Genomic DNA, 21,592 nt, shown 5'->3' on the forward strand with positions numbered 1-21,592 from the left:
GCAATTTGCGTGACACTGGGATGGCGTAATCGCGACAAAAGTTGGCGCAACGACGATTTACGCATGCTCTACACTTCACTCATTAAATTTCTGGCAGAAATTGGGATTAATCCCAACTTTCCTGCATAGGTCGGTCGATTCGCATCCATTTGCCCGAATGCCGACTCTCAGCACCCGTTTTCTTAAGCCTTAGACGTCAATCCAACCCATGTCGAGTCAACCTGCAACGTCCATTCCCGGTGCCCAGACACCGGCGGCGCAGGGCACAGCGTTCCGCGTGCTGTCTGCGATCAGCTTCTCCCACCTGCTCAACGACATGATCCAGTCGTTGATTCTCGCGATCTACCCGCTGCTGAAGTCCGGCTTCAATCTGAGCTTCGGGCAGGTCGGCCTGATCACGCTGACGTACCAGATCACTGCGTCGCTACTTCAACCTGTCGTGGGCCTGTACACCGACAAGCATCCGAAGCCGTATTCGCTGCCAGTCGGCATGGGTTTCACGCTCGTGGGTCTGCTGCTGCTGGCTGTCGCCCCGAACTACGGCATGCTGCTGGTCGCGGCGGCGCTCGTGGGCATGGGCTCGTCGGTGTTCCATCCGGAGTCTTCGCGCGTGGCGCGTATGGCCTCGGGCGGACGCCACGGCATGGCGCAATCGTTCTTCCAGGTCGGCGGTAATGTCGGCTCGTCGCTCGGGCCGTTACTGGCGGCGCTGATCATCGTGCCGAACGGCCGTGGCAGCGTGGCGTGGTTCTCGGTGGCGGCGCTCGTCGCGATTTTCGTGCTGTATCACGTGAGCCGCTGGTACGCCGTGCAGCGCGCCGCGAATCAAGGCAAGAAGGCCGCGCGCCGGGGCGGCACTGCGCACTTGTCGCAGGGCAAGGTGCTGTTCGCCATTGGCATCTTGCTGGTGTTGATCTTCTCGAAGTACTTCTATCTCGCGAGCATCAGCAGCTACTTCACGTTCTATCTGATCAGCAAGTTCCACGTCTCCGTGCAGAGCGCACAGGTGCATCTGTTCGTCTTCCTGTTCGCCGTGGCGGCGGGCACGATGATCGGCGGCCCGCTGGGCGACAAGATCGGCCGCAAGTATGTGATCTGGGGCTCGATCCTCGGTGCTGCGCCGTTCACGCTGATGCTGCCGTACGCCAACCTGTTCTGGACGGGCATTCTGACGGTGCTGATCGGTCTGATTCTGGCGTCGGCGTTCTCGGCCATCCTGGTCTACGCGCAGGAACTGATGCCCGGCAAGGTCGGCACGGTGTCGGGTCTGTTCTTCGGCTTCGCGTTCGGGATGGGCGGGGTGGGCGCTGCTGTGCTGGGCCAACTTGCCGACACGACGAGCATCGACTTCGTCTATCACGTGTGCGCCTATCTGCCGCTGCTAGGCATCGTGACGATCCTGTTGCCGGACGTCGAAGGGCACAAGAAGACAGCCGCTGCATAACGGGGTGCTCTGGCTGACGGTGTGGCAAGACGCCGTCAGCCAGCATCGTCCGCCATAGAAAAATCGCCGGTCCGACATCTCGGAACCGGCGATTTTTTTATCCGGCAGCGTCTGTCGCGGGCGACAGATCGAGACCGATCAGGGCGTGCCGCGCTTTTGCAGCTTCCATTCGGCCTTGTCGTTCGCCTTGCAGGCCGGGAGCTTGAGCGTGACTTCCTGACCCTTGGCCGTGAGCAGCACGACCAGATCGCGGCAGGTGCGCTCGCCGTCCTTTTGCGTGTTCGTCGGCGTGATCTGCGCAGCGATGGCCACCGAATTGCCGGTGCCTGCGTTGGTCCAGTCGGTGGTCTCGTTGTCTTGCTTGTCCGTCAGCACGGTGCGTGCGGCCTTGGCGAACGACGCGGTGTCGCGTTGCTTCCAGTAGGCCAGCGGCGAGTTGCCCATGAAGGAGAGGTTCGACGCAGCGAACGCGGGGGCGGCCAGGGCAGCGCCGACGACGAGCGCTGTGCCAAGCGCGAGCGAACGGGCGCGGGAGAAGTGGATGAGCGACATTCGGAGTCCTTGGTATTGTCGACAGGGGACGAAGCCTGCGCGACGCCTGGCGATGGCGCACCGGATGTTGCGCCGGGCGTGCGGCCGCAGGAAGCAGGTCGATCATAAAAGAAACCGGCAGCGGCGTCATCTCAGCGCGTCGCCGTGTGACGTCAGTGATTTCAGAGACGCCCGGCTGTCCTGACGACATCGGCTACCTGCATGAGCGCAGCCCGTAGCGTCTCGTCGCTGCCCGGCGAACCGAGGGCGACGCGAATGGCCGACGGTGCGGTCTGGCCTGGGGCAGCGAACGCATCGACCGGCGTTACCGCAACGCCACGCGCTTGTAGCGCGGCCACGATGTCGTCGCAGCGCAGGGCGGGCGTCGACGTAGGGATCGGCACCAGCCGGTGGAATGCGCCGGGATACCCCGTCGACTCCAGCCCGGACAGGCATTGCATGGCAATCGCCTGCCGCTGGGTGGCCAGTGCGCGTTTGTGGGTGATCCAGCGGTCCATCGTGCCGTCCGAGAGCCAGCGCGAGGCCAGTTGCGCCATCAACGGCGCGGCGCTCCACACACTGGCTCGCATCGCCGCGTGCACGCGCGGCAGCAGGGTGGACGCGGCGATGAGATAGGCGATGCGCAGCCCCGGTGCGCCGGGCTTGGACAGGCTGCACACTTCGAACGTCCGTTCCGGTGCGAGCAGCCGAAGCGGCGGCGGGGCGTCCTCGACCAGAAAGCCGTAGGCGCTGTCTTCGACGATCAGCAGGTCGTGACGCCGCGCGACTTCCACCAGCGCGAGACGCTGTGCGAGCGGCATCACGCTGCCCAGCGGGTTGTGCAGCGTCGGCATGGTGTAGACGACGCGCAGCCGTCCTGCATGGTGGCGGCAGAGCTTGTCCAGCGCTGCGGGATCGAGTCCATCGGCCGTCATCGAGACGGCGGCGAGCGGCACGTCGCGCATGGCCGCGAGCGCCTTCCAGCCGGGGTACGTGAGGGCCTCGACGGCGACCGGTTCGCCCGCGCGGCACAACGCCAGTTGCAGCACGTCCAGCGCATGCTGCCCGCCCGCGCAGACGACCAGCGAGTCGGGCGATACCGTGACGCCGTCGCGACGCGACAGCCATTGCGCCGCTGCACGTCTGTCGGCCGGTGGCCCGTCGTGCGGTGAGTGGGCGAGCAATGCGCTCAAATCTCCGCCGGACGCCATCTCACGCAGCGCCTGGCGCAACGCCTCGGTTTGCTCCGGCAGCACCGGGTAGTTGAACGCCAGATCGACGCCGCCCAGCGCGCCCGGCGCAGGTGCCCACTGCGCGAAGGCAGCGGCTGCGCCCACGGCAGGCGAGCGCACGAAGGTGCCGCGTCCGATCTCGCCCACGGCGAGGCCGCGTCGTGCGAGTTCGGTATAGATGCGTGTGACGGTGGACGTGGCGAGCCCGTGTGCGTCGGCGTAGTCGCGCTGCGGCGGCAGGCGCGTGCCCGAGGCGAGTTCGCCGGACGCGATGGCGGCGGCAAGTCGTTCGACGTGTTCGAGATACCGGGCAGGGGCTGACATGGAGGCGAAAATTGATCTCAGGACAATTCAATAATTGCACTGCATTAAGGTGCTGGCAATACTGACCACTGCGCTGAGCCCTGCGCAGTCTCCCCCCGATGTTCTCTTTCCGATCATGCTTCCCACGACCTCTTCGTCGCCCCGCTGGGCGATCCCGCTCCTCGCCGTACAGCTCTTCCTCGTGACGTTCTCCGTCAATCTGCAAGCGCCGCTGGTGCCGCACTACGCGGCGGCGAGCGGTTATGGCACGGGGGCGCAGGCGCTGGCGTTTGCGTGTTACGTCGGCGCGCTGGTGCCAACGTTATTGTTTCTCGCAGGGCTGTCGGATCGTGTCGGGCGTCGGGTACCGCTCGCCGCCGCGCTCCTGCTGGGTCTCGTCGGCACATGGCTGACGCTGGAGTGGCCTACGCTGGTCGCGCTTGGTGGCGCACGCGCCTGCTACGGACTGGCGACCGGCCTCGTCGCGGGCAGTGGCACGGCTTATATGACGGAGTTGTACGGAGATCGCGAAGACGCTGCCACGCGTGGCGCAGCGCTGGTCGCGGCGGCGACGTCGCTCGGCTTCGGCACCGGCGCGCTCGTCACCGGCCTGTGCCTGATCGTCGCGCCATCGATGTTGCCGCCGCTGAGCTTGTGGACGTATCTGCCGCTGGCGCTTGTTGCGGCACTCGCCGTCGCCGCGTTGCCTGCACCAGCGCGTCACCCGAACGTGCCGTGGTTGCGCTGGCCGGTGCTTGCCCCCGGGACGGTGCCGCTGGGCATGGCGATCCTGCTGGCGTGGGCAGCGGTGGGTGTTGTGATCGGTGTAGTGCCGTCGGCGCTGGCCGCGCACGGACATGCCGCCTGGGCGGGATTCGCAACGTTCTTCGTCGTCTCGACGGGCCTGCTGTTTCAGCCAGCGGCTCGCCGCATGGCCCCGGTGCGTGCCGTTCGGGTCGGGTTGGCGCTGGTGCCGCTGGGCTTCGTCGTGCTCGCGCTGGGGGTGGTCTACGTCAGCCTGCCCGCGATTCTCGCCGGGGCAGCCATCGCCAGTTCGGCGTGCTATGGCTTCACGTATCTGGGGGGACTGGCCGCCGTCAATTCGGCGGTCGCGCCAGCATTGCGTGCGCGGGCGGCCGCCGGGTACTTCCTGTTTGCGTACTTCGGCTTTTCGGTGCCGGTCGTCACCAGCGGCTGGCTCGCCGATCGCTTCGGCATGCCCGTCGCCCTCGCTTTGTTCACTGCCGCGTTGATCGCGGGAAGTGCAGCGCTCGCAGTAGTGCTGCGTCGCGAGCGCGCGGCGCTTACGCGTCCGGTTTGACCCGAGGGGCGGGATTGCTTGGGTTGTTCGTGCCGCTCCCCGACGGGCTGACGTAAGCCCCGGTGCCGTGCAACTGGTCTTCGGCCAGTTCCAGCGCGCGCACGGCGCCGCGTCCCTTGCGGGCGAGCAGCATCTCGACGAGCGTCTCCACCACGGCAATCCCCGCCGTGATCGATGGGAAGAACGACGGGCTTTCGTGCGAGAACAGCACCGTCACGTCCGCATCGAGCGCGAGCGGCGAGACCGTCGAATCCGTGAGTGCCAGCACACGGGCACCGGCGGCGCGCGCTGCGCGCGTCACGATCAGCGCTTCGTTCGAATACGGGGCGAAGCTGATCACCACCACCACGTCGCGCGCCGAGAGCGCCCGCAATTCCATTTCCAACGTGCCCGCTTCGCCACGGATGAGGTGCACCGTAGGCCGGAACAGCCGGTAGATGTACTGGAACGTGAAGGCGATCGGAAAGCACGCGCGAAAGCCTGCCACGTGTACCGTCCCCGCATTCGCGAGCAGATCGACGGCCGCGCTCAGCGAGTCGTTCGCACCGGCTTCCGTCAGATCGAGGTTGTTGTGCTGCACGCGGAACATCTCGGGCACCATGCGCGCGGCGTCGCCCTCGCGGATCACCTGTCGCGCGCGGCTCGCGTACGGCTGCGGTCCGAGACGAATCGATTCGAGGAACAACTCGCGAAGGCCGTGCCATCCGTCGAAGCCGAGATGCTGAGCGAGTCGCACGAAGGTGGCCGGTTGCACGCCCGCTTCGGCGGCAATCGCACGCATCGAGCTGATTGGCACACGTTGCGGATGGTCGAGAAGAAAGCGCGCGCCCGCCTGAAATTGCGGACTTAATTGGGAGTAGCGCTCACGCAGCAGAGCGTTGAGCTGGTCGAGCGTCTGCGGCAGCGCTGTGGCTTGTGTCATTGGGGGATGGCAACACGGCGGCGAAAGAATGTAACGATTGTTGCATGAAATGCCGCAAGCGCGCACGCCCTTTCCTCTGGGCCTGTGGCCTGCGGTGAAACATCAAGTGTGGTAATGGTCTTGAGCGAAGTGTTGCGTCCGCAAAACACGTGAAACATATGTTGCAAACGATGGGCGATGCGCCTACACTGAGCGGCATCGTTCGCGAGACCGATGGCCCGGCGGCCACCCGCCGGTCAGTCTCGTTTTGCACCATCTTTTCGTCAGAGGTTCAGGCATGACTCACGTGTTTCATCGCAATCCGCGCCAGACGTTGCCCGTCGCGGTCGGCGGTCAGGGAATCGAGTTGATCGACAGCAACGGCAAGCACTATCTCGACGCCTGCGGCGGCGCTGCCGTCTCGTGTCTCGGTCACGGACATCCCCGCGTGATCGAGGCGATGCAGCAACAGGCGGCGCAACTGGCGTATGCCCACACGTCGTTCTTCACGACCGAAGTGGCCGAGCAGCTGGCCGACACGCTTGCTGCCAGCGCGCCCGGCGATCTGAACCACGTGTACTTCGTGAGCGGCGGTTCCGAGGGCGTGGAGGCGGCGCTCAAACTCGCGCGTCAGTACTTCGTCGAGATCGGTCAGCCGCAGCGACAGTTCTTCATTGCGCGTCGTCAGAGCTATCACGGCAACACGCTCGGCGCGCTCGCCATCGGTGGCAATGCCTGGCGACGCGAGCCGTTCCTGCCGTTGCTTGTCCCGGCGCATCACGTCTCGCCGTGCTTCGCCTATCGCGAGCGTCTCGACGGCGAAAGCGACGCCGCGTATGTGCAGCGTCTGGCGGACGAACTCGAAGCGAAGATTCTCGAACTCGGCGGCGACACGGTGATCGCATTCGTTGCGGAAACGGTGGTCGGCGCGACGGCCGGCGCGGTGCCGCCGGTGGGCGACTACCTCAAACGCATGCGCGCCGTGTGCGACAAGTACGGCGTGCTGTTGCTGCTCGACGAAGTGATGTCGGGCATGGGCCGCACCGGCTATCTGTTCGCTTGCGAAGAAGACGGCGTGACGCCGGACATCCTCGTTATCGCCAAGGGCCTCGGCGCGGGCTATCAGCCGATTGGCGCGATGCTGTGCTCGGACAAGATCTTCGACGCCGTGGTCGGTGGCTCGGGCTTCTTCCAGCACGGTCATACGTACCTCGGACACGCGATGGCGTGCGCGGCGGCGCTGGCGGTGCAGCGCACGATTGCCGACGAGAATCTGCTGGATAACGTGAAGGCGCGCGGCGAGCAATTGCGTGCCCGTTTGCGCGAAGTGTTCGCCGATCACCCGAACGTGGGTGACGTGCGCGGACGCGGGCTGTTCGTCGGCGTCGAATTCGTGGCCGACCGCGCCACGAAGCAAACGCTGCCGACGGCCGACAAGACACACGCGCGTTTGAAGTCGGCCGCCAAAGAACGCGGCCTGCTGATCTACCCGATGGGCGGCACGGTCGATGGCGTTCACGGCGACCATGCGCTGATCGCGCCGCCGTTCATCTGCCAGCCGGGCGACATCGACCGCATCGTCGAGCGACTGGCGCTTGCCGTGGCGGACGTCACCGGCGTGAAGGCCGGAGGCGTGGCATGACGAGACCTTATGCGCTGGCCGTCGCACCGAACGGCGCGCGGCGCACGCACGCCGACCATCCGGCGCTGCCGATGACGCCGACGGAACTCGGCGAATGCGCCAAGGCGTGTCTGAATGCAGGCGCGGCCATGATTCATCTGCATGTACGCAAGGCAGACGGCACGCACAGCCTGGAAGTGGCGGACTACGCGGCGGGCATTGCGGCCGTGCGTCGCGCGGTGGGCGACGCGCTGGTGTTGCAAGTGACGACCGAGGCGGTCGGCATCTACACGCCCGAGCAGCAGATTGCGACGGTGCATGCGCTGCATCCCGAAGCGATTTCGGTAGCGTTGCGCGAAGTGTTGCCCGATGCGGCGCACGCGAGCGCTGCCGAGGCGTTCTTCGACTGGTTGTGGCGCGAGCAGATCACGACGCAATACATCCTGTACGACACCGAAGACGTGGCGCACTACTGGCGCTTGCGCGCGAGCGGCGCGATTCGTCCCGGCCGCCATTGGGTACTGTTCGTGCTCGGCCGCTATAGCAAGGGGCAGTTGTCGTCGCCGTCGGACTTGCTGCCGTTCCTCGCCGCCTGGCAAGCCGGTGCGGACGGCGTGGGCGAAGCCACCGACGTCACGCCGTGGGCGATGTGCGCCTTCGGGCCGCGCGAGGCCGAGTGCGCGCTGGCCGCAGTGTTGCAGGGCGGCCACGCCCGCATCGGCTTCGAGAACAACCTTTACCTGCCGGACGGCAGCGTCTCTCCGGGCAATGCCGCGTCGCTGGGTGCGCTGACGGCCGCCGCCACCCCGCTCGCCCTCGCGCCCATGACGGCGGACGCTCTGCGCGAACTGACCCGCTGATCGCCGGGACATCCGGCGGCATCCGGTGACATCCGGACAGCGGTCCACCCGGGCGCAAGCCGTGTCCGGGAGAGCGCGACAAATCAGAAATAAACCCAAATACACGGCCTGACCGGCGTTGCCCGGCCGGGCCGCTGTAATAGAATCGGCGTAACCTCAAAAAGGCCCGCGTCGCCCTCCCCGGCACCGGGCGTGAACACGAACGGGAGCGCGGCGTGAAACACTGGTCGATCCGACATCGCATTCTGGCCAGTTTTGGCCTGATCCTTGCCCTGATGGCCCTGATGGCTGGCATCGCTTACACGCGACTGTCCGCCATCGAAGTGGAGGCGCACAGTGTGGAAGACGACTCCACGCCGGGCCTTTACTACAGCACGATGCTGCGCGGCGCGTGGTTCGAGAGCTATCAATTGCTCCAGCAGGTCGTCGCCATCGACGACAACGACAAGACCCGCGCAATCGACATCGATACCTTGCGCTCGGCGGATGCCCGCATCGACGGCTGGATCAAGGATTACGGCAAGACCGTCAATCGCGCCGTCGACCGGATGCAATACGACGAGGTGCGCGGCGTGCGCACGCAGTACGGGCGCATCAGCAATCAGGTGCTCAAGCTCGTGGCCGACGGTCAGTTGCCCGCCGCCCGCGCCATGCTGACCGACCAGCTTTACCCCGAATGGGGTCGCGGCCGTTCGGCGATTCAACGCCTGGTCGATACCAACAAGGCCTATTCCGACGAGTCGACCCACAATATCGGCGAAGCCGTTGCCGCAGCCAAGGCCACGCTGCTCATCACGTTGTGCGTGACGCTCGCGGCAGCCATCCTGGCTGGCTGGATGCTGTTCCGCGCGATCAGCGTGCCGCTCGCGAGTGTGATGCAGATTCTGGAAGTCATGCGCGCGGGCGATCTGACCAAGCGCCTCGATCTGGCGCGTCGCGATGAGTTCGGCGCACTGGAGTCGGGCTTCAACCGAATGACAGACGAACTGACGGGTCTCGTCGGGCAGGCACAGAAATCGGCCTTGCAGGTGACGACGTCGGTGACCGAGATTGCCGCGACGTCGCGTCAGCAACAGGCTACGGCGTCGGAAACGGCGGCCACCACGACCGAAATCGGCGCGACCTCGCGCGAAATCTTCGCTACGTCACGCGATCTGGCGCGCACCATGACCGAAGTGGCGGGCGTGGCCGATCATGCGGCGTCGCTCGCGGGCACCGGCCACGTGGGCCTCACGCGCATGGAAGATGCTATGCGTCATGTGATGGACGCGGCAGGCTCGGTCAACGGCAAGCTCGGCATCCTCAACGAGAAGGCGGGCAACATCAATCAGGTGGTGACGACGATCACGAAGGTCGCGGATCAGACCAACCTGCTTTCGCTAAACGCGGCCATCGAAGCCGAGAAGGCGGGCGAGTACGGTCGCGGCTTTGCGGTGGTGGCGACCGAGATCCGGCGTCTGGCCGATCAGACGGCCGTGGCGACCTACGACATCGAGCAGATGATCAAGGAGATCCAGTCGGCGGTGTCGGCCGGGGTGATGGGCATGGACAAGTTCGCCGAGGAAGTGCGCCGCGGCATGGACGAAATGCGTCAGGTCGGCGATCAGCTCGCGCAGATCATTGCGCAGGTGCAGACGCTGCCGCCGCGCTTCCAGGTCGTCAACGAAGGCATGCAGGCGCAGGCCACCGGCGCGGAGCAGATCAATCAGGCGCTGGTGCAGCTCTCCGAGGCGGCGCAACAGACGGCCGAATCGTTGCAGCAGTCGAGCCAGGCGATCGAAGAGCTCAATCACGTCGCCAACGGTCTCAAGAGCGGGGTGTCGCGCTTCAAGGTGCAAGCGTTGCCGCCCACGGGTCTCGTCTGACGTCGTTTATTTCGCGGACACCGCCATGTTGTTCCTGCGTTTTGCCATCGCGACCGATCATTACGTCATCGAAGCGGGCCACGTCGCCGAGGTGCTGCCGTGGCTGGCGCTCAAGCGTCTGCCCGCCGCACCGGCATGGGTGGCGGGCGCGTTCAGCTATCGTGGCGAATCCGTGCCGGTGATCGATCTGACGCGGCTCGCGACAGGCCGTGATGCGCCTGCACGTCGCTCCACGCGGCTGGTGCTCGTGCACTACCCCGCGCCCGGCCCGAACGCCCGGCGTCTGGGGGTGCTTGTCGAGCGCGCGACCGATACCCTGCGCGCCGATCCGGCCGCGTTCCAGACGAGCGGCGTCGACCTGCCCGAAGGCCGCTATCTCGGTCCGGTGCTCGATACCGACGACGGACTCGTGCAGTGGGTGCGCGTCGACCAGTTGCTGACGGCCGAGGCGCGCGCCATGCTGTTCGACGCGGCGAAGGACGTACTGGCCGATGAAGCAGAGGGCGCAGGTGCGGCGAACGCAACGGAGGCGTCGTCATGAGCCACGTGCGAGACATCGAACGCTTGCTGTACGACACGATGGGGCTGGACGCCGAGACGCTCGGCGCGAACGCCATCGAACGTGCGATACGCGTGCGTCTTGCCGCTCTTTCCACCACATCGCCGGACATGCAGGACGCGCCGCCGTACTCGCGTTACTGGCAGCGCTTGCAGCAATCGCCGCAGGAATTGCAGGCGCTGATCGAGGCGGTGGTGGTGCCCGAGACATGGTTCTTCCGGCATCGCGACGCTTTCAACGCACTGACGCAGATGGTCCGTGATGAGCGTGAATCTCGCCGGGGCACCGCGCGCGAAGGACAGGCGCTGCGGCTGCTGAGCTTGCCGTGTTCCACCGGCGAGGAACCGTACTCGATGGCGATGGCGATGTTCGACGCGGGCCTCGGTGCGAACGACTTCACCATCGACGCGCTCGACATCAGCGAACGCGCGCTGACCGTTGCCCGCGAGGGACTTTACGGACGCAATTCGTTTCGCGGCCCACCGGGCACGTTGCTGTTCCGGGATCGCTACTTCACGCCCGAGGAAGAGAGCTTTCGTGTGATCGGTGCGCTGCGTACGCAGGTGCGCTGGCACGCGGGCAATCTGTTCGATCTGTCGCTCGTCGATCGGCTGGGCACGTTCGATTACGTGTTCTTCCGTAACGTGCTGATCTACTTCGACCGCGACGGGCAACGTCGTGCCATCGCCGCGCTCGAGCAACTCATGCGCATGGGCGCGACGCTCTTCGCCGGACCGGCCGAGGGGGGAACGCTGACCAGCAACGGGCTGGCACCGACCGGGCACGTGCAGGCGTTTTCGTTCCGCGTGGCGGGGCCGGTGCGCGATGTGCGGACGCCGGCAAGTCTGTCGCGGCCGACGGGCACGCTCGACGCCTTCCGTCCCGCGCCGCCGGTGAGTGCCTTCGACGCAGTAGCGCAGCATCGCGCTGCGTTGCCGCACATTTCGCACGTGCCACCGTCGCCCGCGCAAGCGCAGTCCCCGCTCCCGCCTGCGACCGGCGCAGGCCCCTCGCGCACGTTTGCGCCGATGACGCCCGTGGCGTCGGGGACGCCGCCGCCCGATTCCGCGCGTCCCGGCGTTTTTCAGCAGGTCGACGCCACCACCCGAACGGACATCGCTGTGCAACTAACGCAGGCGCAAACCGCTGCCGACGCAGGCGACCTTGTGGGCGCAGTGGCGTTGTGTCGCGCGGTGCTGGCCGTCGACCGGGCCAATGCGCAGGCTGAGTATCTGCTGGGGCTGGTCGAAGATGCGCGGGGCGACGCACAGGCCGCACTCATCCATTACCGTCGCGCGCTCTATCTGGAGCCGGGGCATTACGAAGCGCTGGTGCACTGCGCTGCGCTGCTCGACGCGCGCGGTGACGCTACCGGCGCACGACGTTTGCTCGAGCGTGCCGAACGCACCGAACGCACCGAGCGCGCGAGCACTTCGCGCACGACCACCGAATCGCATGATCAGACGCATCGCCACGGGAACCGACATCGATGACCTACCGCGAATCCGCGCCTGAGACCGGTCCTGTGTCCGGTGAGCGCAAACCTGCTTCGCAAGCGAACGGCAACACGCTGCATCGGCAGGCGGCCGAATTGCTCGACCGTCTGCCCGTGGTGCCGGTCGACCCGGCACCGTGGCGCGCCATCCCCGGCGAGCAGGAGCGCGAGCGCGGTGCGTCGCTGCTGCTTTTCCGACTGGCGGACGAATGGCTCGCCCTGCCCGCCTCCACCATCGAAGAAGTCGCACCGATGCGCGGCTGGCATTCCGTGCCGGGCCATCGGCAACGGGCGTTGCTGGGGCTCGTCAATCTGCGTGGTGCGCTTGTGCCGTGTCTGTCGCTCGGTGAACTGCTCGGCGTGCAGCCCGCACCGCAAACACAAACGCCGACGACGAATAGCCTGCGTGCGAGCACGTCGCGACTGCTGGCGTTGCGTCATGGACATCATCTGAGCGCGTTTCCTGTGACGGAAGTGCATGGTACGGTGACGCCCGCACGCGCATCCATGGGCGCAGTGCCCGCGACGGCGCTCGGTGCGTCGGACGGCTTTGCCGTCGCCGTGCTGCCGTGGCGCGACCACATCGTCGGTGTGCTGGACCCGCTGCGCGTCGGCGCGGCGTTCGATCGGAGCCTCGCATGAGCGACGATCTGCAGAACGCCACACTGCTCGACCTGTTCCGCATGGAGACGGAGACGCAGGCACAAGTCCTCGGCGACGGTTTGCTGGCGCTCGAACGCGCGCCCACCGACGCGGCGCGACTCGAAGCATGCATGCGCGCCGCGCATTCGCTCAAGGGGGCGGCGCGCATCGTTGGCGTCGAGGCGGGTGTCTCGCTCGCTCACGTGCTGGAGGACGCATTCGTCGCGGCTCAGCATGGTTCGCTTGTACTCAACGTATCGATCATCGATCGCCTGCTGCAAGGTGTCGATTTGCTCATGCGTCTCGCGCACCCGCCCGGGCGTGATCCGAACTGGGTGCAAGGCGCAGGCAAGGCAGAGATCGACGGGTTCGTCTCATCGTTCGCCAGCGAGCTTTCGACATTGACGGGCGATGCGGCGCAAGCGCCCGGGGTCTCGGGCGAACTCACGGCGTTCGATTACGCCAGCTATGGCATGGCGACGGGGGATAGCGACGCTGCGAATACCGAAGCGCCTGTCTCTCACGTTTCGCCTGCAACTCCCGCGTCTGACGACGGCCACGTGCAGGAGGGTCTCGCACTCCCACGCTTCGTCGAGCACACGGTGCGGCTGACGCCTCCCGATACACGCGACGCGTACATCACCGAGCCGGGCGTACACGCGGACACCGGCGACGGCGCTTCGCGTGCCTTGCGTGTCTCTGCCGACAACCTCGACCGGCTGCTGCGGCTGTCGAGCGAGGCGCTGGTGGCGTCGCGCTGGTCGCAACCGTTCGCGCAATCGTTGCAGCGGCTGAAACGTCATCAGCACGACGCGGGCGACGCGCTCGACCGCGTGAGTTCGGCGCTCGCACAAGTGGCCGACCGCTCCGACGATGATCGTCAGTTGTTACTCTCGGCGCTTGCAGACCTGCGGCGCGCGCTCGGTGTCGGCGGTCAGTTGCTGGCTGAACAGATTCACGAACTGGACGACTTCGACCGGCGTTCTACGCAACTGTCGCAGCGCCTGTACGACGAGGCGCTGGCGTGCCGCATGCGACCCATCGACGACCGCCTTGGCGGATTTGCCCGCATGGTGCGCGATCTGGGTCGTGCGCTTGGCAAACCGGCGCGGCTGGAGATTCGTGGCGCGGATACGCAGGTCGACCGCGACATCCTCGATCAGCTCGAGGCGCCGCTGGGACATTTGCTGCGCAATGCCGTCGACCACGGGCTGGAGCGCCCGGAAGTGCGTGCGGCGGCGGGCAAGCCTGGCGAAGGCGTCATTACGCTCAGCGCTCGCCATAGCGCCGGGCTGCTGCTCGTGAGCGTGTCCGACGATGGCGCAGGTATCGATATCGAGCGTGTGCGCGAGGCGGTGGTCAAGCGTGGGCTCGTTGCGCAAGAGACGGCTCGTCATCTCGACGATAACGAGTTGCTCGAATTCCTGATGTTGCCGGGCTTCACGTTGCGCGACACGGTCACGGACGTTTCCGGGCGAGGTGTCGGTCTCGATGCGGTGCGCGCGATGGTCGCGATGGTGCGGGGCACGGTGCGCATCGAACACACGCCCGGGCGTGGTACGAAGTTCATCCTGCAACTGCCGCTCACGCTGTCGGTGGTGCGCAGCCTGCTCGTCGAGATCGCGGGCGAGCCGTACGCGTTGCCGCTTGCCAGCCTGTCGCGCACGCTGGCGCTGCCGCAGGAAGACATCGACATGCTCGAAGGGCGTCCGCATTTCACGCTCGACGGCAGACAGATCGGACTCGTGAGCGCGCAGCAGGTGTTGTGCGGCACCGAACCGGCAGGCACCTCCGGCGATCAGCCGGTCGTGGTGTTCGGCGACGGCGAGGCGCGCTACGGGCTGGCCGTCGATAAATTTCTCGGCGAGCGTATGCTCGTCGTGCAACCGCTCGACACGCGGCTCGGCAAGTTGCCCAACATCGCCGCCGGCGCATTGACGGAAGACGGCTCGCCGCTGCTCATCATCGATACATCCGATTTGGTGCGCTCGATTGCGAAAGCCGTGGAAATGGGTTCGTTGGAGCGCTTGCCGATGCGCGCCGCCCAGACCAGCGGACGCGGTCGCAAACGTTTGCTGGTGGTGGACGACTCGCTCACCGTGCGCGAGCTTGAGCGCAAGCTGCTCGCCGCGCGCGGCTACGACGTTAGCGTCGCGATCGACGGAATGGATGGCTGGAACGCAGTGCGCAGCGAAACGTTCGACATGGTGATCACCGACGTCGACATGCCCCGCATGGACGGCATCGAGCTGGTGACCCTGATCAAACGCGACCCGCGCACGGCGGAATTGCCCGTCATGATCGTTTCATACAAGGATCGCGAGGAAGACCGGCAGCGCGGACTCGATGCGGGTGCCGATTATTACCTCGCGAAAGGCAGTTTCCACGATGACACGCTGCTGCGCGCTGTCGTGGATCTCATCGGGGAGTCGGGGGCATGAAAATCGGCATCGTGAACGATTCGGTCATCGCGGTGGAGGCGTTGCGCCGCACGCTCGCGCAGCGTCCGGGCCTGGAAGTGGCGTGGGTCGCGCACGACGGCGCGCAAGCCGTACAGATGTGCGCGCCTGTGCCACCCGATCTCGTGCTGATGGATCTCGTCATGCCGGTCATGGACGGCGTGGCGGCGACGCGCGAGATCATGCGTCGCACACCGTGCCCGATTCTGATCGTGACGTCGGACGTCGGCCATCACGCGAGCCTTGTGTTCGATGCGATGGGTGCCGGTGCGGTCGATGCCGTCGATACGCCTGTGCTGGGGGCTGCGGAACTGGCGCGCCCGGCGTCGTCGTTGCTCGCGAAGATCGAAGCCGTGGCGGCGCAGCAGGCCGACGCTCGCATACCGCAGACGGTCGTGGTGCCGCGCGTCGTGCCCGAAACGGACGCACTGGTGGCCATCGGCGCGTCGGCGGGCGGCCCGGCCGCGCTGGCGACCCTGCTCGGACGCCTGCCTGCGAACTTCGCAGCCGGTGTGATCGTCGTACAGCATGTGGACGATGCCTTCGCGCCCGGCATGGCGGCGTGGCTCGATCAGCAGACACCGCTTTCTGTGCGGCTGGTGGAGGCGGGCGAGCGTCCCACGGCAGGGGTGGTGCTGCTCGCGGGCGGCAATCGTCACCTGCGGGTGGACGCCAGCGGCCGCTGCGTGTATACCGACGAACCCAGGGATGCGGTGTATCGTCCGTCCATCGACGTCTTCCTGCGCAGCGTGGCCGAGAACTGGCGCTCGCGCGCGGTGGGCGTGCTTCTGACGGGCATGGGCCGCGACGGCGCCGCAGGGCTGGGCGCCATGCGCACGCAGGGCTTCATGACCATCGCGCAGGATCGCGCGACGAGCGCGGTGTACGGCATGCCCAAGGCGGCAGCCGAAGCCGGCGCCGCGTCGCAAATCCTGCCGCTGAACATCATCGCGCCACAATTGGTGACGCTGTTCGGCACCGTATGACTGTGGGACAAGAACAGAGGGACGAATAACGATGACGACAACCCCGCGCCAACCCAAACCGGCCACGCCGCCCATCGGCACAGAAAGCAGCCTGAGCGAATCGTCGGCGATGGTATTGCTCGTCGACGATCAGGCGATGGTGGGCGAAGCGATTCGCCGTGCGCTGACCGGCGAAGCGAACATCGATTTTCACTATTGTGCGAATCCGGACGACGCGCTGCGTGTTGCCGAACAGACACGCCCGACCGTGATCCTCCAGGATCTCGTGATGCCGGGCACCGACGGGTTGTCGCTGGTGCGTCAGTACCGCGCAAGTCCGCTTACGCGCGACATTCCGATCATCGTGCTCTCGACCAAGGAAGAGTCGACGATCAAGCGCGAGGCGTTCGCGGCGGGGGCGAACGACTATCTGGTCAAGCTGCCCGACACCATCGAGCTGGTCGCACGCATTCGCTACCACTCGCGCTCGTACATGAACCTGCTGCAACGCGACGAAGCGTACCGGGCGCTGCGCGAGAGCCAGCAACAACTGCTGGAGACGAATCTGGAGTTGCAGCGTCTGACGCATTCCGACGGCCTCACCGGGCTGGCGAACCGTCGTTACTTCGACGAGTACTTCGGTGCCGAATGGCGTCGCGCCTTGCGTGAGCAACGCGAGATGGCGCTGCTGATGATCGACGTCGACAACTTCAAGATCTACAACGACACCTACGGCCACATTGCGGGCGACGACGTGCTGCGTCGCGTGGCGCGCACCATCGCCGAAGCGGCGGCGCGTCCGGCCGATCTGGCGGCGCGTTTCGGCGGCGAAGAGTTCGTGATGGTGCTGCCGAACACATCGGCCTCTGGGGCGGCGGCGATTGCCGAGAAAGTGCGCGCGCAGATCGAAGCGATGGCAATTCCGCACGTAGGGTCGGCCAACGGTCGGCACGTGACGATCAGTCTCGGCGGCGCGGCGCTGGTGCCGCGCACGCACATGGCGTCGACCTCGTTGATCGAGTCGGCGGATCTGGCGCTCTATCGCGCCAAGCAACAGGGCAAGAATCGCGTGGAGATGCAGCCAGGCGCTTCCTGAGCCTGAGGAGGGAGCATGACCTTCGAGCTGTTCTATTGGCCGGGCCTGCAAGGGCGCGGCGAGTTTGTCCGCCTCGCCTTCGAGGCCAGCGGCACGCCGTATGTCGAGATCGTTCAGGAGGATGGCCCGGGTCAGGGCATGGACGGTCTGCTGCAAACGATGGACGATCCGGCCTGCATGGATCCCCCCTTCGCGCCGCCTTTTCTTCGTGTCCGGCACCCGTCCGGCGACGAACTGATCGGACAGACGGCGAACATCCTCGCGTATCTCGGACCGTTGCTGGGCCTTGTCGGTGAACCGCCACGTGCGCGACGCTGGGTCAATCAGTTGCAGTTGACGCTGGCCGATCTCGTCGCGGAGGTGCACGACGGTCATCATCCCATCGCCAGTCGTCTCTATTACAGCAATCAGAAGACGGAGGCGCGCAAGCGCACGGCGGACCTGATCGACTACCGTCTGCCCAAATTCTTCGGGTATTTCGAGCGCGTGCTGGCGAACAATCCCAACGCCGGGGGATGGCTCAGCGAAGGCGCGCTGTCGTATGCCGACCTGTCGCTGTTTCAGGCGATCGAGGGGTTGTATTACGCGTTTCCCCGTGCCATGTCGGGATTTGCGAAGGCGTTCCCGCGCTGTCAGTCAGTGCGTGACGCCGTCGCTCGCGAGCCGCTGGTTGCCGCCTATCTGAAGTCGTCGCGACGCATTGCGTTCAACACCACGGGCATCTTCCGGCACTACAAGGAGCTGGATCGTGCGTCTCCGTTTTGATGCCGTTCTGACGGTCTGCCTTATTCCGGCAGCGAGGTATCCCCGGCGTTGAGCGGGCGCTGCATCAGCACGGTGTCGATCCAACGGCCGAATTTGAAACCGACGGACTTGAGCGTACCCGCATGCTCGAAACCGCATGCGATGTGCAGCGCGAGCGACGCCCGGTTGCCGCTGTCGCCGACGTTCGCAATCAGTTGTCGCCACGGACCGCCTTCACATCGCGCGATGAGTGTGAGCAGCAGCGCACGTCCGACCCCTTGTCCAATGGCATCGGCGGCGATGTACACCGAGTCTTCCAGCGTGAAGCGATAGGCCGAGCGCGGGCGGTAATGCGTGGCGTACGCATAGCCGAGCACCCTGCCCTCATGTTCCGCCACGAGATACGGCAGACCTGCGTCGCGAACCTTCGTGCAGCGCGCACGCATCTCCGCTTCGTCGGGCGGTACTTCTTCGAACGATGCCGACCCGGTGAGCACGTGATGGGCGTAGATGGCCGTGATGGCGGGCAGATCGTCGTCACGCACCGGCCGCACATTGCAAGCGCAGCGTGTGAGTTCGGTGCCGACGCATCGCGATTCGGCCGATGCCGGTGAGACGGGCGCCGTCGACGACGAGCGGCAGGAATGAGCAGGACGGGACGACGACATACCAAAGAACCAGTAGCGTTGAAATTCACAACGGGCCGGTCTTCCGGCCCGTGACTGTCGGCAGTTTGCGCCGCTACTTGCTATAAGAAAAGCTTGTGAAAATTATGCGTTGCATAAGTCATTCTTTGAGGTGACGTTCAAGTCTCTTTCGACGTCTTCTCTGTCGCTGCGTCACCTGCCGAATCATCTGCTTGCGGCGGCACGCCACCGGCTCGCTGGACGGCATCGCCGCCCGCAACTCCTGACGCATCCGAGGCACCCGGTTCGGCATTCATCGCGTCGAGCCGAGCGCGCACGAAGCCGATGTGTTCGCGAAGCACGTAAAACTGATCGGCATACGCGAGCGGAATTTTCAGGCGGTTGACGGCGGCTTCGACGGCGTCGAGCCGGTGCCGCAGGTTCTTGTATTCCGTATGAGCGTCGTCGGCCAGCGCCTCGCGCTCCAGCGCGATGAGCGCACCGTACCAGCGATATAGCCGCGACTTCACACGCCAGCTATACAGCGACGGCACCAGCCGGAATGCCGGAATCAGCACCACGATGATCGGCACGAGCAGTACGACGATCCGGTCCGCGAGGCTCGCAATCCAGAACGGCAGGTGCCGGTACAGGAATCCCTTGCCTGACTTGTAGTAACGCGCGGCGTCGTCGGAAATCGGGAACTCATGCACTTGTGCGGACGGGAATTCGCCCGCGCGTTGCAGCAGGTTGGCCTTGCCGTGGACCTCGCGCGCCGCTTCGATGAGCAGATCGGAGAGCGCGGGGTGCAGACTTTCGCGCGCCACGAGTTCGACCGTCGGGCTGATGACGTGCACCGGCTGCGCCGGTAGATTGCGGCCGAGATCGAAGACCCCGCGCGGCAGCGTCAACTGATTCAGATAGGTGAAGCGACGCGTGTAGGCGTCGGCTTGCGCGAAGTCCATCAGCCGCACGCCGGGGGTGCGAATCAGCTTGCCCATCGTGGGGCCGGTGGCAGTGTCGCCGGTGAGCATCGCGGCATCGACACGTCCATCGATCAGCGCTTGCGCGGCTTCCTGCCCGTCGTAAGCGGTGAGCGTCGTCGGGCCGCCGGGCTCGATGCCGTTCGCCTTGAGCAGCGTGAGCGACAGCGCGCGTGCCCCGCTGCCTTCGCGGCCGATGGCGATGCGCTTGCCCGCGAAGTCGGAGAGCTTCGTCACGCGTTCACCGCGATAGAAGACGGAAATCGGTGCGTAGAACATGCTGCCGAGCGAGACCAGCCCCTCGGTATCGAGACCTTGCGATACGCCGCCCTGCACGAGGCCGAGGTCGACATTCTCCTTGTCGTCGGCCAGACGCTCGACGTTCTGACGCGAGCCTTCGGAGGTCAGCACATTAAGCGTGATGCCATCGCGCGCGAGGATGGTCTTGTAACGTTGCGCGGCGGTCCAGAACGAACTGCCTTCCGGTCCGGCGCTCAGCGTGACGGTGCGCGGCGGGGCCGGTTGTACGAGCCAGACAGCGAGCCAGATGGCCGCAATCGCGATGAGCACGACAGGGCCGAAGGAGACGGCGAGATCTCGCCAGGAAATCGCGACAAAACGCGCGCGGAGTCGCCGGTGGGCGGGTTGGTTAGAGTCAGTCGTCATGAATTGATCGGGCGGGCTTAGCCAACGGGTCCAACATTCGGCCGATCATACGCCATCTACGGCGTCGATCCCGAGGCTGGACCCAAGCCGTCCCCATCCAACGCAGACATCGTCAACTCATCGATTCGCGAGACTCTGCGCGAGTTGTTTCCACAGATGGTCGGCAGCAGGCGAGAGGCGGCGTCCCACGCGGGTCATCATCTGGCTGGAGAAACCGGCGGCAATCGGGTGGTCGATGGGCACCGCGACCAGTTCGCCGAGTTCGATGCCGCGCCGCGCGGTGATGGCCGACATGAAGGCGACACCCAGACCGGCTGCGGCGAGCGTCTGCGCCGTATTGAACAGGTCGACGCGATACGCGGGCGTTACGTTCAGACGCGCTGTGTCGAGCACCGAGTGCACGAAGTGCTGCACGCCGTGGGCTTCGGTCATGAAAATGAGCCGCTCGTGCACCAGTTCCGAGGGCGGCACGCTCTCCATCTTCGCGAAGCGATGCGTCGGTGCGACGACGGCACACAAGGCCTTGGCGGCAAACGGATGGATGCGCATGGCGGGATCGTCGTCCGAGCGGGCGCACAGGCCGATGTCCACCACATCGTCGCGCACCAGCGAGAGCACGGCCGGTGTGGGGCCAGAGCGGATTTCCACGAGGATGTCCGGATAGCTCATCGAAAAGCGCTGTAATGCCTGCGCGATCAGGCGGCCGATAAACCCTTCGCCCACGCCGATGGCGACACGTCCGCGCTTCAGATGCCGGTACTCCTCCAGTCGCGCCGACAAGTCACGCTGACGCCGTTGGCCGTCGCGGTAATAGTCGATGAGCACCTGACCGATTTCGGTGACGATCACGTTGCGTCCGCGTCGTTCGATGAGCGGAAATCGCAGCCGCCGTTCCAGCGCCGCGATCTGTCGGCTGACGACGGAGGGATTCACGCCGAGCGACTCGGCGGCCATGCGCACGCCCCCGGTCGAGGCGATCTCGGCGAGATATTTGAGCGGACGCTCACCAATGTCGTCCATCCACGATTCGTTGTTCATGTTTGTTTCACTGTTGCGTTCGAGCGGATGCACCGGTCTGGCGCATGAGACAGCCAATGATCGCCAAGGTGGCATTGTGCCCGTCAGCGGTTAGCGACAACCTATTGAATTAACAACGGTTTTGCTTGCCGATACCGACATCCGATCTATATCGCCGCTTCAAGAATTGTTGCCTTGAAAGCAACATTTTGACCTGTCGAGGGTCATCGGTGGGAAATTTCGTCGGTGCAATACTCCGCGT

18 protein-coding genes are annotated in these 21,592 nt (G+C 65.6%); 12 read left to right on the plus strand and 6 right to left on the minus strand.

The window, feature by feature from the left end:
• Positions 1–208 precede the first annotated feature (208 nt).
• The gene (locus PCO31010_RS08155) at positions 209–1,444 is read left to right on the plus strand and encodes an MFS transporter (protein WP_150663816.1); all 1,236 of its coding nucleotides are present in this window, start codon (positions 209–211) and stop codon (positions 1,442–1,444) included.
• Positions 1,445–1,582: 138 nt separating this feature from the next.
• Here the strand turns inward: PCO31010_RS08155 and PCO31010_RS08160 are convergent, their stop codons facing one another.
• A complete protein-coding gene (locus PCO31010_RS08160) occupies positions 1,583–1,996 on the minus strand; it encodes a hypothetical protein (RefSeq protein WP_174984500.1) in 414 nt (137 codons plus the stop codon).
• Between the two features lie 161 nt (positions 1,997–2,157).
• Positions 2,158–3,531 carry an aminotransferase-like domain-containing protein gene (locus tag PCO31010_RS08165; protein ID WP_150663817.1) on the minus strand — a complete coding sequence of 458 codons (1,374 nt, stop codon included), beginning with the start codon at positions 3,529–3,531 and terminating at the stop codon, positions 2,158–2,160.
• A gap of 115 nt (positions 3,532–3,646) precedes the next feature.
• On the opposite strand from PCO31010_RS08165, the gene PCO31010_RS08170 reads away from it, so the two are divergent.
• Complete coding sequence (locus tag PCO31010_RS08170) at positions 3,647–4,831, plus strand: MFS transporter (RefSeq protein ID WP_150663818.1); 1,185 nt, start codon at positions 3,647–3,649, stop codon at positions 4,829–4,831.
• On the opposite strand, the gene PCO31010_RS08175 is transcribed toward PCO31010_RS08170, so the two are convergent.
• Positions 4,815–5,753, minus strand: a complete 939-nt coding sequence (locus PCO31010_RS08175; RefSeq protein WP_150663819.1) for a MurR/RpiR family transcriptional regulator — start codon at positions 5,751–5,753, stop codon at positions 4,815–4,817. The genes PCO31010_RS08170 and PCO31010_RS08175 overlap by 17 nt on opposite strands.
• 277 nt (positions 5,754–6,030) lie before the next feature.
• Here PCO31010_RS08175 and PCO31010_RS08180 point away from each other — a divergent pair, with 277 nt between their 5' ends.
• From PCO31010_RS08180 to PCO31010_RS08225, 10 genes are all read left to right on the plus strand, one after another.
• A complete protein-coding gene (locus PCO31010_RS08180; RefSeq protein ID WP_150663820.1) occupies positions 6,031–7,374 on the plus strand; it encodes an aspartate aminotransferase family protein in 1,344 nt (447 codons plus the stop codon).
• Positions 7,371–8,213 (plus strand): beta-keto acid cleavage family enzyme, encoded by an 843-nt coding sequence (locus PCO31010_RS08185; protein ID WP_150663821.1) that lies wholly within the window; start codon positions 7,371–7,373, stop codon positions 8,211–8,213. Before PCO31010_RS08180 ends, PCO31010_RS08185 begins: the two co-directional genes overlap by 4 nt.
• A gap of 215 nt (positions 8,214–8,428) precedes the next feature.
• Positions 8,429–10,078: a methyl-accepting chemotaxis protein gene (locus tag PCO31010_RS08190; RefSeq protein ID WP_150663822.1), complete on the plus strand. Its 1,650-nt coding sequence runs from the start codon at positions 8,429–8,431 to the stop codon at positions 10,076–10,078.
• A gap of 25 nt (positions 10,079–10,103) precedes the next feature.
• Positions 10,104–10,619: a chemotaxis protein CheW gene (locus tag PCO31010_RS08195; RefSeq protein ID WP_150663823.1), complete on the plus strand. Its 516-nt coding sequence runs from the start codon at positions 10,104–10,106 to the stop codon at positions 10,617–10,619.
• Positions 10,616–12,130: a CheR family methyltransferase gene (locus PCO31010_RS08200; RefSeq protein ID WP_150663824.1), complete on the plus strand. Its 1,515-nt coding sequence runs from the start codon at positions 10,616–10,618 to the stop codon at positions 12,128–12,130. The genes PCO31010_RS08195 and PCO31010_RS08200 overlap by 4 nt, the downstream gene beginning before the upstream one ends.
• Complete coding sequence (locus PCO31010_RS08205) at positions 12,127–12,774, plus strand: chemotaxis protein CheW (protein ID WP_150663825.1); 648 nt, start codon at positions 12,127–12,129, stop codon at positions 12,772–12,774. The genes PCO31010_RS08200 and PCO31010_RS08205 overlap by 4 nt, the downstream gene beginning before the upstream one ends.
• Positions 12,771–15,215, plus strand: coding sequence for a hybrid sensor histidine kinase/response regulator (locus PCO31010_RS08210; RefSeq protein WP_150663826.1), 2,445 nt, complete (start codon positions 12,771–12,773; stop codon positions 15,213–15,215). Before PCO31010_RS08205 ends, PCO31010_RS08210 begins: the two co-directional genes overlap by 4 nt.
• Positions 15,212–16,219: a chemotaxis response regulator protein-glutamate methylesterase gene (gene cheB, locus PCO31010_RS08215; protein ID WP_150663827.1), complete on the plus strand. Its 1,008-nt coding sequence runs from the start codon at positions 15,212–15,214 to the stop codon at positions 16,217–16,219. The genes PCO31010_RS08210 and cheB overlap by 4 nt, the downstream gene beginning before the upstream one ends.
• A gap of 31 nt (positions 16,220–16,250) precedes the next feature.
• Positions 16,251–17,294: a diguanylate cyclase gene (locus PCO31010_RS08220; protein ID WP_373275348.1), complete on the plus strand. Its 1,044-nt coding sequence runs from the start codon at positions 16,251–16,253 to the stop codon at positions 17,292–17,294.
• Positions 17,295–17,309: 15 nt separating this feature from the next.
• Complete coding sequence (locus PCO31010_RS08225; RefSeq protein ID WP_150663828.1) at positions 17,310–18,059, plus strand: glutathione S-transferase; 750 nt, start codon at positions 17,310–17,312, stop codon at positions 18,057–18,059.
• A gap of 20 nt (positions 18,060–18,079) precedes the next feature.
• Here PCO31010_RS08225 and PCO31010_RS08230 read toward each other — a convergent pair whose 3' ends face one another.
• From PCO31010_RS08230 to PCO31010_RS08240, 3 genes are all read right to left on the minus strand, one after another.
• Positions 18,080–18,706 (minus strand): GNAT family N-acetyltransferase, encoded by a 627-nt coding sequence (locus PCO31010_RS08230; RefSeq protein ID WP_150663829.1) that lies wholly within the window; start codon positions 18,704–18,706, stop codon positions 18,080–18,082.
• Positions 18,707–18,843: 137 nt separating this feature from the next.
• On the minus strand, positions 18,844–20,313 hold the full coding sequence (locus PCO31010_RS08235) for a TAXI family TRAP transporter solute-binding subunit (RefSeq protein WP_150663830.1): 1,470 nt from the start codon (positions 20,311–20,313) through the stop codon (positions 18,844–18,846).
• A gap of 117 nt (positions 20,314–20,430) precedes the next feature.
• Entirely contained in the window at positions 20,431–21,351 is a 921-nt protein-coding gene (locus PCO31010_RS08240) for a LysR family transcriptional regulator (protein ID WP_150663831.1), read from the minus strand.
• Between the last annotated feature and the right edge of the window lie 241 nt (positions 21,352–21,592).

The organism is Pandoraea commovens, assembly GCF_902459615.1.
Classification (GTDB): domain Bacteria; phylum Pseudomonadota; class Gammaproteobacteria; order Burkholderiales; family Burkholderiaceae; genus Pandoraea; species Pandoraea commovens.

Bases quoted from the DNA above. Each gene is read 5' to 3' on its own strand.
- PCO31010_RS08200 (WP_150663824.1), top strand. From the start codon at position 10,616: ATGAGCCACGTGCGAGACATCGAACGCTTGCTGTACGACACGATGGGG.
- PCO31010_RS08225 (WP_150663828.1), top strand. From the start codon at position 17,310: ATGACCTTCGAGCTGTTCTATTGGCCGGGCCTGCAAGGGCGCGGCGAG.
- PCO31010_RS08175 (WP_150663819.1), bottom strand. From the start codon at position 5,753: ATGACACAAGCCACAGCGCTGCCGCAGACGCTCGACCAGCTCAACGCT.
- PCO31010_RS08210 (WP_150663826.1), top strand. From the start codon at position 12,771: ATGAGCGACGATCTGCAGAACGCCACACTGCTCGACCTGTTCCGCATG.
- PCO31010_RS08165 (WP_150663817.1), bottom strand. From the start codon at position 3,531: ATGTCAGCCCCTGCCCGGTATCTCGAACACGTCGAACGACTTGCCGCC.
- PCO31010_RS08220 (WP_373275348.1), top strand. From the start codon at position 16,251: ATGACGACAACCCCGCGCCAACCCAAACCGGCCACGCCGCCCATCGGC.
- PCO31010_RS08170 (WP_150663818.1), top strand. From the start codon at position 3,647: ATGCTTCCCACGACCTCTTCGTCGCCCCGCTGGGCGATCCCGCTCCTC.
- PCO31010_RS08195 (WP_150663823.1), top strand. From the start codon at position 10,104: ATGTTGTTCCTGCGTTTTGCCATCGCGACCGATCATTACGTCATCGAA.
- PCO31010_RS08240 (WP_150663831.1), bottom strand. From the start codon at position 21,351: ATGAACAACGAATCGTGGATGGACGACATTGGTGAGCGTCCGCTCAAA.
- PCO31010_RS08235 (WP_150663830.1), bottom strand. From the start codon at position 20,313: ATGACGACTGACTCTAACCAACCCGCCCACCGGCGACTCCGCGCGCGT.
- PCO31010_RS08155 (WP_150663816.1), top strand. From the start codon at position 209: ATGTCGAGTCAACCTGCAACGTCCATTCCCGGTGCCCAGACACCGGCG.
- cheB (WP_150663827.1), top strand. From the start codon at position 15,212: ATGAAAATCGGCATCGTGAACGATTCGGTCATCGCGGTGGAGGCGTTG.
- PCO31010_RS08205 (WP_150663825.1), top strand. From the start codon at position 12,127: ATGACCTACCGCGAATCCGCGCCTGAGACCGGTCCTGTGTCCGGTGAG.
- PCO31010_RS08185 (WP_150663821.1), top strand. From the start codon at position 7,371: ATGACGAGACCTTATGCGCTGGCCGTCGCACCGAACGGCGCGCGGCGC.
- PCO31010_RS08230 (WP_150663829.1), bottom strand. From the start codon at position 18,706: ATGTCGTCGTCCCGTCCTGCTCATTCCTGCCGCTCGTCGTCGACGGCG.
- PCO31010_RS08180 (WP_150663820.1), top strand. From the start codon at position 6,031: ATGACTCACGTGTTTCATCGCAATCCGCGCCAGACGTTGCCCGTCGCG.
- PCO31010_RS08160 (WP_174984500.1), bottom strand. From the start codon at position 1,996: ATGTCGCTCATCCACTTCTCCCGCGCCCGTTCGCTCGCGCTTGGCACA.